At 74.8% G+C, this 11,415-nt stretch carries 8 protein-coding genes; 4 read left to right on the top strand and 4 right to left on the bottom strand.

What is annotated here, in order from left to right; genetic code table 11:
- Nucleotides 1-32 precede the first annotated feature (32 nt).
- Nucleotides 33-1,223, bottom strand: coding sequence for an AI-2E family transporter (locus Q5530_RS03835; RefSeq protein ID WP_415360745.1), 1,191 nt, complete (start codon nt 1,221-1,223; stop codon nt 33-35).
- 107 nt (nt 1,224-1,330) lie between these two features.
- Between Q5530_RS03835 and Q5530_RS03830 the strand changes: the two genes are divergently transcribed.
- From Q5530_RS03830 to Q5530_RS03820, 3 genes are all read left to right on the top strand, one after another.
- A complete protein-coding gene (locus Q5530_RS03830; RefSeq protein ID WP_415360744.1) occupies nt 1,331-3,517 on the top strand; it encodes a hypothetical protein in 2,187 nt (728 codons plus the stop codon).
- Between the two features lie 173 nt (nt 3,518-3,690).
- Nucleotides 3,691-4,560, top strand: a complete 870-nt coding sequence (locus Q5530_RS03825; RefSeq protein ID WP_415360743.1) for a hypothetical protein — start codon at nt 3,691-3,693, stop codon at nt 4,558-4,560.
- 198 nt (nt 4,561-4,758) lie between these two features.
- Complete coding sequence (locus tag Q5530_RS03820) at nt 4,759-8,118, top strand: beta strand repeat-containing protein (RefSeq protein WP_415360742.1); 3,360 nt, start codon at nt 4,759-4,761, stop codon at nt 8,116-8,118.
- 136 nt (nt 8,119-8,254) lie between these two features.
- On the opposite strand, the gene Q5530_RS03815 is transcribed toward Q5530_RS03820, so the two are convergent.
- From Q5530_RS03815 to Q5530_RS03805, 3 genes are all read right to left on the bottom strand, one after another.
- On the bottom strand, nt 8,255-9,109 hold the full coding sequence (locus Q5530_RS03815) for an exonuclease domain-containing protein (RefSeq protein ID WP_415360741.1): 855 nt from the start codon (nt 9,107-9,109) through the stop codon (nt 8,255-8,257).
- A 25-nt stretch (nt 9,110-9,134) separates the two neighbouring features.
- On the bottom strand, nt 9,135-9,692 hold the full coding sequence (locus tag Q5530_RS03810) for a TetR/AcrR family transcriptional regulator (RefSeq protein ID WP_415360740.1): 558 nt from the start codon (nt 9,690-9,692) through the stop codon (nt 9,135-9,137).
- 547 nt (nt 9,693-10,239) lie between these two features.
- Nucleotides 10,240-10,506, bottom strand: coding sequence for a helix-turn-helix transcriptional regulator (locus Q5530_RS03805; RefSeq protein ID WP_380639523.1), 267 nt, complete (start codon nt 10,504-10,506; stop codon nt 10,240-10,242).
- Between the two features lie 83 nt (nt 10,507-10,589).
- Between Q5530_RS03805 and map the strand changes: the two genes are divergently transcribed.
- Nucleotides 10,590-11,381 (top strand): type I methionyl aminopeptidase, encoded by a 792-nt coding sequence (map, locus tag Q5530_RS03800; RefSeq protein ID WP_415360739.1) that lies wholly within the window; start codon nt 10,590-10,592, stop codon nt 11,379-11,381.
- Nucleotides 11,382-11,415 lie beyond the last annotated feature (34 nt).

Here is an 11,415-nt window from a genome sequence, read left to right as displayed (position 1 = left end):
GACCCACGCCGGGCCGACCCACCCCGCCGGGGTCAGCGCCTGCCGCTGTGGCCGGCGTCCGGCCGCTCGCGGCCCTCGATGTCCTCCACCCGGTCGCCCGCCGTGTCCACCGCGCCGCTCTCCTGCGGTTCGTGCACGTCCACCTGCCGCGGCCGCACGGACCTGTCCGAGTTCGACAGCAGCGACCGGATGCCCGAGTTCAGCACCGCCAGCAGCGGCACCGCCAGCAGCGCGCCCGCCATCCCGCTGACCACCAACCCGGCGGCGATCGCCAGCACCACCGCCAGCGGGTGCAGCTTCACCGCGCGGCCCAGCAGCAGCGGCTGGAGCACGTGGCTCTCCAGCTGCATCACGCCGATCAGCACACCCAGGATGATCAGCGCCTCCACCGGCCCGTTGGCCACCAGCGCCACCAGCACCGCCACCGCGCCGGCGAACACCGCGCCGACGATCGGGATGAACGCGCCGAGGAACACCAGCGCCGACAGCGGCACCACCAGCGGCACGTCCACCAGCCACAGGCCGACGCCCACGCCGACCGCGTCGACCACGGCCACCAGCGCGGTCGCCCGCACGTAGGACACCAGCGAGGCGAACCCGCGCCGGCCCGCCACGTCCGCCCGGTCGCGCACGTCGTGCGGCACGATCCGGACCAGGAACCGCCAGATCCCGTCGCCGTCGTGCAGGAAGAAGATGAGCGTGAACAGCGCGAGCACCAGGCCGGTCAGGATCTCGCCGAGGGTCGCCGCCGTGGTCAGCGCGCCCGAGGTGATCTCGCCCTGGTTCTCCTGGACCGTCTCGACCACGTCGTCCAGGTACTGCTGGAGCTGCACGTCGCTCAGGTGCAGCGGCCCGTCGCGCAGCCAGTCGCGGATGGTGCCCAGGCTGGCGTTCACCTGGTCCTGGAGCTGCGGCAGGCCCTTGGAGAACTCGGTGATCACGAACGTGAGCACGCCGCCGACCACCACCAGGCCGCTGACCAGGACCAGGCCGGTGGACACGCCGCGCGGCACGCCCGCCTGCGTCAGCTGCGACACCGCCGGCGACAGCAACGCCGCCAGCAGCAGGGCGATCCCGACCGGGATGACCACCGAGGCCAGGAACCCCACCACCTGGGCCACCACGTAGAGCGCGGCCACCACCACCACGAACCGCCAACCCAGTGCCGCGCTCACGCGCAGCAGCGGGGGCACCCTGCCGCTCTCCGGCTCTCTCCCCGTCACACGATCACGTTAACCCCGTCCGGGTGGCACCGTGGGATGACGAGCCCCCTGCGACGGAAACCACCAAAACCTGGCGGCGCCCGCACCGGGGGTGATCGGATCGCGGGGTGACCGTGGAGCAGACCGTGCGCGAGGCGTTCGCCACCGGCGGCCGGGTGCGGTTCGACCCGAGGACGCCCCAGCGGGAGCGCACGGTCCGCGGCGAACTGCTGTCGTCGCTGCTGGCCGACCTGCCCCTGGACGGCCTGCGCGGCGCGGCCCTGCGGCTGGTCGGCGCGAACGTGGTCGGCCCGTTCGCGCTGGAGGGCCTGCGCGTCGACCACGTGATCGACCTGCGCGACTGCACCTTCGAGCAGCCGCCGGACCTGCGCCTGGCCCGCCTGGTCGCCCTGCGGATGCGCGGCTGCCGGGTGCCCGGACTGTTCGGCCGCAACCTGCGCGTCGGCAGCGACCTGGTGCTGGAGGCCGGGTTCACCAGCGACGGCGCGGTCGACCTCACCGACGCCTCGGTCGAGGGCACGCTGCGGCTGGCCGGCGCCGTGCTGCGGGCCAAGGGCGACCACGCCCTGCTCGCCGCGCGCGTGCGCGTGTCCGGCTCGCTCCAGGCGATCGCCCTGCGCGCGGGCGGCGAGGTGCGGCTGCGCGGCGCGAACATCGGCGGCAACGTGCACCTGGGCGGCGCGCGGCTGGTCAACGCCGGGCAGAACGCCCTGGACGCCACCGGTGCGACCATCGCGGGCAACCTCTTGTGCGACACCGAGGGCGGCCGGTTCACCGTCGAGGGCCGCGTGCTGCTCGACGGCGCCCGGGTCGGCGGCAGCGCCGTGTTCTCCGGCGCCCGCCTGCACGGCGGCGTGGCCGACCGGCCCGTGCTGGTCATCCCGCGCGGCACCGCGGACGAGGCGGCCGCGCTGGTCGCCGACCGCATCCGGGTCGAGGGCAACGTGGAGCTGGACGACGGCTTCACCTCCTCCGGCACGGTCCGCCTGCCCAACGCCGAGATCGGCGGCTACCTGCGGCTGTCCGGCGCCCGGATCGGCCGCCGCGAGGCCGTGGCGGAACCGGACGACCGGCCCGGCGAGGCGGGCGAGGCGGGCCAGCGCATCCCGGTCGCCCTGCACGCCGACGGCATCCAGGTCCGCGGCGACCTCGAAGCGCGCGGCGCGTCCGACGGCGGTGGCTCCCGGGGCGACGCGCTGTGCGCCTACGGGCAGGTGCGCCTGGTGGACGCGCACGTGCGGGGCAGCGCGTCCCTGTCCGGCGCGCGGCTGCACGGCCCCGGCATCGACGTCCTGTTCGCCGACCGGCTCCGCGTCGGCGGCACCCTGTTCCTGCGCGACCTGCGCGCGCAGGGCTCGCTGCGCCTCCAGAACGCCGAGATCGGCTCCACCCTCGACTGCTCGGGCGCGAGCCTGCTGTCCCCGCGCCGCCGCCCCGACGGCACGGTCAAGCCCTCGCTGGACGCCCGGGTCGCCTCCATCGGCAAGGACCTCCTGTGCAGCCACGGCTTCACCGCCGCGGGCGGCGTGCGGATCAGGCTCGCCGAGGTCGGCAAGATGGCCACGTTCGCGGGCGCGCGGCTGGGCGGGCCGGGCGGCGGCATCGCGCTCAACGCCTACGGGCTGCACGCGCAGCAGCTGGTGCTGCGGCTGGACGAGGAGCACGCCCCGGTGGGCCGGGTCCTGCTCACCCGGTGCGCCGCGACGGCCGTCCAGGACGGGCCGGGGCTGTGGGCCGCGACCGGCGGGGTGGACGTGGACGACTTCACGTTCCGCTCGATCGCGTCCACGCCGCCGGTGGACGTGCGCACCCGGCTGCGGTGGCTGCGCGAGGTGCAGCCGGACTTCGCGCCCGGCCCCTACGAGCAGCTGGCGGCGGTGTACCGGGACGGCGGCGAGGAGGAACTGGCCCAGCTGGTGCAGATCGCCAAGCAGCACCGGCGCTACTCCGAGCTGGGCGTGGCCGGCCGGGTGTGGGGCGCGCTCCAGCGCTGGACGGTCGGCTACGGCTACCGGCCCTGGCTGGCGATCGCCTGGCTGACCGCGTTCGGGCTGTTCGGCGCGCTGTGGTTCCTGGGCCACGAGATGCCCCGGCTCAACGAGGACGAGTCGCCGTCGTGGAACCCGTGGCTGCTGTCGGTGGACCTGCTCGTGCCGATCGTCGACCTCGGGCAGGACGGGAAGTGGCGGTTCAGCGGGGTGTCCCAGTGGATCTCCAGCACGTTGATCGCGGTGGGCTGGATCCTGGCGTCCACCGCGGCGGCCGGCGCGGCGCGCGTGCTCAAGCGGGTCTGACCCCCGTCGCGAAACCCCGTCCCCGTCACACGATCCGGCGAACCAGGCGGCGAAGGAGTGCGAACCCGGCCCGGTTCCTGGCAGGCTCCACGGCGTCGGCTTGATCACGTCGGTCACGACACGTCGATCACGATGCCGGCGAAATCCCAGCGCCTGTGGTGGAGGAACCAGCGATGTCTGCCGTTGACCAGCGAGCGGGAACGGGGGCGAGCCGCGTTCGGCGGCTGCTCTCCCGTGCCGCGCTGGTCGTCGGCGGCGCGCTGGCCGGCACCGCCGCCGCCTGGGCGCTGTCCGCTGCGCCGGCGTCCGCGACCGACCACGAGGTGGTCGGCGGGGTCGCCGCGCACAGCCCGCTGCGCGAGGTCCTGGCCCCGGTCGGCCCCGACGGGCTCGGCCCCGACGGGCTCGGCCCCGACGGGCTCAACCCCGACGGGCTCAACCCCGACGGGCTCCGCTCCACCGGGCTCGGTCAGGCCGTGCGGGAGTTGGACACCGCGCTGCGCACACCGCGGGTGAGGGAGCCGAAGAGCCCCGAACTGGGCCGCGTCGCGGAGGAGATCCGCGGCACCGTCGGGCACGTGGGCACCTGGTTCCGGCCTTCCGCGCCGAAGCCGGTGACCACCACCGACGACGACGGCCCGGTCGGTCGCGCTCCGGCCCACCCCACCCCCGAAACCACCCCCACCACCACCGCCGTGCCGGTTGATGCCGGCACGCCGGTGGTGACCGGGGTGTTCGCCAAGCTCAGCCTGCTCTGGCTGGACCAGGCCCCCGGCACCGCACCGGTGCCAGCGGCCGACCGCGGGCCGTCCCTCCCGGGCGACCCGTCCGGACTCCCGTTGATGCCGTTCGCGCCCCCGCTCGGCGTGCCGGCCCACTGCACCTGCGGTGGCGACGCGTCCGGATCCTCCGGTGGCGGCGGCGGTCAGTACACGACCGCGTCCGCCCACCTCTCCGACACCGCCGTGGCCCGGGCTCTGTTCCCCGCCACCGTGCGGAACGTCGTGATGCCCGGCAAGCAGCCCGGCATCACCCCTGACTGACCAACGCGCGCGGTCCGCGCCGGCTCGCTGACGAGCCGGCCCGGTAATCGACCGTCGCGCCACTCGTGCGCGCTCCCTTCGGTCGAGACGCCGCGCCCCATTCCCATCCCCGAACCGGGGTGGCCGTCGCCTCCGACGCGCCTTGCGCGTCCGGCCACCCCTCACCTCCCGCAAGGGACACCGAACGAAGGAGAAGTCATGCAGACCTGGGCCAAGCGCGGTCTCCAAACCGCACTTGTCACGGGTGGTTTGCTGATGCTCGGTACGGGCATCGCTTCAGCCCAGGAGAACGTCAACCCCGACGCGCGGCCCAACCCGCTCGACGCGAGGGTGCGGGTCCCGGTCGACGTCGACCGCAACAACCTGGGCACCCCGGTGGGCAACCACGACCTGCCCGCCGTCCGCGGCGAGCTGCGCACCCCCTCCCTGGCGGAGACGCCGGCCGGCCGCGTCGCCGACCACCCCAACCCGCTGGTCCGCGGCACCCGGGAGGGCCTGTCCGGCGTCAACCGGACGGGCGTCACCCGCGGCAACACCGTCGGCGCCGACGTCGCGATGCCCGTCAACGTCTGCGGCAACGCGATCGGCGCGGGCGGCAACTCCTACACCGAGGCCGACTGCTCCCGGTCGGCCGAGAGCACCGGCGACGTCCAGACCGACGGCTCCTACGGCTCGCTGTCGGGCAACGCGGCCCGCGCCGCCGCCGCGGTCTCGCCGCAGGTCACCGGCAACGCGATCGCCGCGCTGTCCAACGCCGAGAGCCGCACCACCTCCGACCAGCGGGCCACCGCGGGCGGCGACGTGCGGACCTCGGGCCGCCACGGCTCGCTGTCCGGCAACGTCGCCGCGCTCCAGGGCGCCGCGCCGGTGCAGGTGAACGGCAACGCGCTGGCGGCGGGCGGCAACTCGCACACCACCTCCACCGCGTCCAACCACGTCACCGCGCCGGGTTCGCTGCGCACCGACGGCGACCGCAGCAGCGCCGGCGGCAACGTCCTCGGCGTGCCGCTGGCCCCGGTCGTCGGGGTGAGCGGCAACGGCTTCGGCGCCGTGGGCAACGCGGACGCCAACGCCGACGACCGCTCCTACGCCGACGCGGGCGACACGCACCCCTTCCCGGGCGGCCCGTCGATGTGGGCGGAGACCACCGGCAAGGACGGCACCCTCGCGGGCAACATCGCGCAGCCGTCCCTGGCCGGCCCCGCCTCGGCCGACAACAACGCCCTCGGCGGCGTGGGCAACTCGAACGTCGCCGGCCGGGCGACCAACGACGCGTACGCCGGCGGCAACAGCCGGACCGCGGGCCAGGACTCGGTGCTGTCCGGCAACTACGCCGACGCGCCCGTGGCGCTGCCGGTGGCCGGCTCGGGCAACTCGGCGTCGGGCGTGGGCAACACCTCCTCCCGGCACGCGAACGACGTGGTCACCGTCGCGGGCGGCGACACGTACACCAACGGCGACCGCTCGGTGCTGTCGGCCAACTCGGCCAACCTGCCCCCGGCGGGCGCGGCCGACCTGTGCGGCAACGGCACGGCGGCGGGCGGCATCGCCGACAGCAGCTGCGACAACGACGTGGCCGTGGAGTCCGGCGGCTACAACGGCTCCACGGGCAACGACGGCGTCGTGTCCGGCAACATCGGCCAGGTCCCGGTGGGCGCGCCCGCCGAGGCGTTCGGCAACAACTTCGGCGCGGCGGGCAGCTCGACCGGCCGCACCACCGAGGACAAGACGATCCGCTCGGGCCGCACGGCCAACAGCGTCGACGACAACGGCACGGTGTCCAGCAACGTCGTGTCGGCCCCGACCGTGCTCGGCGGCCAGGCGTTCGGCAACACGGGCGGCGCGGTCGCCAACCCCACCTCCACCACCGACAGCGACACCCGCGTCGACCTCGGCAACCCGCCGCAGGCCAACGGCAAGCACGGTTCCGCGTCGGGCAACATCGTGCACGTGCCGACCTCGAACCCGGCCCAGGTCTTCGGCGACTCGGTCGTCGGCGTGGGCAACGGCTCCTCGGACACCACCAGCAGCCTGTCGTCCCGCTCGGGCGGCGGCGCCGTGACGACCGGTGACGAGGGCTCCCTGTCGGGCAACGTGCTGTCGGTGCCGCAGGCGTCCTCGCCGCAGGCGTTCGGCAGCGCGATCGGCGCGGGCAGCAACGTCGAGTCCGACACCCGCAACGAGTTCGGCTCGTTCTCCGGCGGCGACGTCTACACCTCCGGCGACCGGGGTTCGTTCTCCGGCAACGGCCTGGGGTCCCAGGCGACCCTGCCGCTCCAGGTGTTCGGCGACGCGGTCACCGCCGCCGGCAACGGCTACTCCAGGTCGGACAGCAGCTCCGGCCTGATCGCCGGCGGCAGGCACCTGACCTCCGCCGAGGACGCCTCGTGGTCCGGCAACCTGCTGACCACGCCGGCCGCCCTCGCGCCGTCGGCGCACGGCGACGCGGTCACCGCCGCGGGCCTGGCGGACGCCAGGACCACCAGCGACGCCCACAGCACCTCGGGCGGCGACACCGCGACCACGGGCACCGGCCCGATGACGGCCCGCGACCTGGAGCTGCCCGCCGAGGGCGTGGCCAGGATGTTCGGCGTGCCGGTCGAGGTGGCGGGCACCGCCACCGCCGACGCCGCCGACCGCAGCCGCCTGCGGACCGGCGAGGGCGAGGAGACCGAGCTGGGGCGCGGTGTGGTGCTGCCGATGGGTGTCGACCACCTGATGCGCGTCACCGAGCTGCCGAGCCTGGAGCTGCTGCACCGGCTGCCGGAGTACCGGTCGCCGCTGCGGGCCCCGGGCCTGGAAGAGCTGCGCAACCTGCCCATCCTGGGCCGGCCGCTGCCCGTCGAGGCGCCCCGGGTGGCCTCGCCGACGAGGACCGCGTGGCAGGCCGGTTCGGAGCTGCGCGAAGAGCTGCCCGCGGTGAAGGCGGACAAGCCGGAGGTCGACGCCCGCGACCTGCCGACGAGCGAGCTGCCCAAGCCCGACCTGTCGGACGCCGAGCTGCCCACCGCCCCGCTGTCCGCCCTGATGAAGCCGATGACCGTGATGAAGGCCATGGCCGTCATGAAGCCGGTGAGCGAGCTGCCGACCGGTGTGATGCCGCGCGTCCAGGAGGACGTGCGGGACACCGCCACCAACCGGATGCCCGGCACGGCGCACGTGGCGCGCACCGCCTACGGCCTGCTGCCCGCCACGTCGGGTGAGCGGTCGTTCTCCGGCACCCTGCCGGTGACCGACCAGCTGGACCTGACCCGGCAGCTGCCGGTCGTGACCGACCAGACCGCCGTGCTGCGCGACCAGGCGCTGCCGACCCTGCCGGTCGCCTCCCCGGTGCCGCTGCCGGTCGTCGTGCCGGTCCCGGGCCTGGCCCAGCCGCGCACCGCGCCGGTGCTGCCGCCGGCCGCGCTGAGCGGCCTGGACGTCAACCCGCTCCAGGGCACCGTCGGCACCCAGCCGGTGCCGAGCACGGAGCAGCTGCGGACCCCGGCCCTGGCCGGTCTGGACGCCTTCTCCCTGTTCAACAGCATGGAGCGGACCGCCCAGCTGCCGCGGATCTGACGCACCACCCCTCCCGCGACCGGGCCCCCGGCACTTCGGTGCCGGGGGCCCGGTCCTTTGCGCGCCTGGTGCTTTGTGCATCTGGTGCTGTGGGTCTGGTCCTTCTGCCGCCTTTCGCGCCAGGGGTCCCGCCGCTTCAGTCGAGCTGGTCGAGCATCCCGGTGAAGTCGTCCTCCGACACGATCGGCACCCGGTAGGCCCGCGCCCGCCGCGCCTTGCTCGACAGGGTGCACGGGTCGGCCGCGACGAGCACCCGCGTCGACCGGGTCACGTAGCCCTGGCTGACCAGCCCCGCGCCGCAGGCCCGGTCCACCCACACCTCGCGCGGCGAGCGCATCTGCCCGGTGAACACCACCACGTCACCCCGCACCAGCGGGACCGGCTCGGCGCCGGCCGGCGCCCCTCCCACACCCGCCACCCCCGCCACCCCGCGCCGCACCTCGACCGCGTCGGCGGCGAGCCCCAGCGGCGGGAACGGCGTCCCGGCCAGCGGCCCGAACCGCAGGTAGCGGCGGAACAGCGAGGCCGTGGCGCGGGCGTCGTGCAGGGCGGAGTGGGCCGAGTCGAGCACCACGCCGGCCGCCGCGCAGCAGGCCGCCAGCGACCGCCCGGCGCGCGGTGGCAGGAACCGGTCCGCCAACCGCATCGTGCACAGTCCGGTCACCTCGACCGGCACCCCGGCGCGGTGGAGCTCGGCGGTCAGGAAGCGCGCGTCGAACGCCAGGTTGTGCGCGACGACGACCCGGCCGGCCAACCGGTCCGCGAGCGTCCCGGCGACCGCCGCGAACGCGGGCGCGTGCCACACGTCGGCGGCGCTGATCCGGTGCACGTGCTGCGGCCCGAGGTCGCGCCCCGGGTTGACCAGCGTGCACCACTCGCCGGTGACGCGGCCGTGCCGGTCGAGCTGCACCACCGCGACCTCGACGACGCGGTCGGACCCCCGCGCGGCGAACCCCGTCGTCTCCACGTCGACCACGGCGTACTCGACCACCGGCGAACCCTACTACCGGGGCGGGTCACCCCCGCAGCGCCCGGAGCACCAGGTCCACCACCGCGTCGGCGTGCTCCCCGGACAGCGGCGCGGTCCGCAGCAGCCACCGCTGGTGCACCGGTCCGAGCAGCAGGTCCGCCGCCGCCGCGACGTCCACGTCCAGCCGCACCTCGCCCGCGCGCTGCCCGGCGCGCAACCGCTCCTCCAGCCGCACGCGGCGGGGGGTCAGCAGCAGCGTGAGCAGGTCGGTGCGGGCCTCGTGGACCAGGACCCGGCACACCTGGTCGAACCGCCGCTCGTTCAGCTCCTCCACCGTCGCCCGCAGTTCCAGCCGGAGGTCGGTGGCCAGGTCGCCGCTGGGCCGCGGGTCCCGCTCGACCGGTCCCAGCTCCACGAACGCCTCGAACAGCAGCGGTCCCTTCGACGACCACCACCGGTAGATGGTCTGCTTGCCCACCCCCGCCCGAGCCGCGACGGCCTCGATGGTCAACCGGGAGTAGCCGAGCGCCTCGACCAACTCCAACGCGGCCACGAGGATCGCCCGCCTCGAACGGTCGCTGCGCCGCGCCGCGTCGGGTGGCATCCCTTGATCGTAAGCGCCGCGACGCTGCGCCGATACCGCGTGGAGCGGTCCGTCGACCTCTCGGTGCAGCGCCGTGACCAGGGGATTGCAGAACCGCACAAAGGGTTTGCAGGACCGGGGGAGCACACTCGTCACCGAGGCGGCCCGGTAGCGGTACAGGGGGGCTGGGCCGCCTCCTCGACCACCGGGGTCCGCGAGGATCCCGGGCAGAGCGCCGGCGGCCTGGGGGGAAGGGGGGTCCGGCGGCGGCTCGCGCGATCGGCGGCGGCACCGCGGCCTCCGCCGCCGATCGCGCCACAACCTTTCGGGGTTGCGACTCCCCGGGCCACAACTCCTTGGGCCGCAACCCACCCGGCTGCAACTTCTCGGGTCGCAACCCCTGGGCTAGAACCCCTGAGTCGCAACCTCCCCGGGCCTGCGGCCACAACTCCGGCGGCCCCGATCACCCGGCCGCCCTGCTCACCCGACCACCCGGCGGCAGCGGTCATGCCGGGGCCGTGACCTCGGGTGTTCCACCGTCAGCGGCGCGTGCGGTCGGCGGTGGTCGTCACGACGCCTCTTCGAGCCGCGAGCCGTTGCGCCAGGCGGCGGCCAGGTCCTGGATCGGCAGGTCGAGCACCTCGCTGAGGCAGGCGATCGTGCCGAAGGCGGGGGTGGGGAGCCGGCCGGTCTCGATCTTGCGCAACGTCTCCGGCGACATGCCCGCCGCGCGTGCCACGTCACCCAGGTCCCGGTCCGCCCGCGCTTCGCGCAGCAGCCTCCCGAGACGTCGGCCGGCCTCGATCTGTTCGGGCGTGAGCGGGTTGCGGACCACACCACCAGGGTACGGCTGGTATTTTAATACCAGCAAGTGCTAAGTTGGTATTATTATACCAACGCACGACGGATGAGGGCACCATGATCGAGCTGAAGACGCCTGCGGAGATCGAGCGCATGCACGTGGCCGGGCGTTTCGTCGCCGAGGTCCTCACCGAGGTCGGCGAACTCGCCGACGTGGGCGTCAACCTCCTGGACCTGGAGCACCACGTGCGCGGCATGATCGAGCGGCGCGGCGCGGAGTCCTGCTACTGGGACTACGCCCCCTCCTTCGGCAAGGGCCCGTTCCGCAACGTCATCTGCCTGTCGGTCAACGACGCCGTGCTGCACGGCCTGCCGCACGACTACGTGCTGCGCGACGGCGACGTGCTCAGCGCGGACCTCGCGGTCGGCATCGACGGCTGGGTGGCCGACTCGGCGCGCACGATCGTCGTCGGCACCGCCGCCGAGGAGGACCTGCGGATCATCCGCGCCACCGAGGAGGCGCTGGAGGCCGGGATCGAGGCGGCCCGTCCGGGCAACCGCCTGGGCGACATCTCGGCGGCGATCTGGGCGGTGGCCCGCGCCCACGGCTACCCGGTCAACACCGAGTTCGGTGGTCACGGCATCGGCCGCACCATGCACGAGGACCTGCACGTCTCCAACAAGGGACGGGCGGGCCGGGGCCTGACGCTCCGCCCGGGGCTGACCCTCGCGCTCGAACCCTGGTTCGCCCGCACGACCGACCGGATCGTCTACGACCCCGACGGCTGGACCATCCGCTCGGCCGACGGCTCGCGCACCGCCCACTCCGAGCACACGGTGGCCATCACCGAGGACGGTCCCCTGGTGCTCACCCGGCGCCGACCGGAGGCGGAGCCGGCCACGACATGAGCCGGGGGGCTCGGACGCCGGCCGGCGAAGCGGC

Source organism: Saccharothrix sp. BKS2, from assembly GCF_047689505.1.
Lineage (GTDB): Bacteria > Actinomycetota > Actinomycetes > Mycobacteriales > Pseudonocardiaceae > Actinosynnema > Actinosynnema lopnurensis.
The sequence above is the reverse complement of the archived record's forward strand: the minus strand, read 5'-3'. Positions and strand labels throughout refer to the sequence as shown.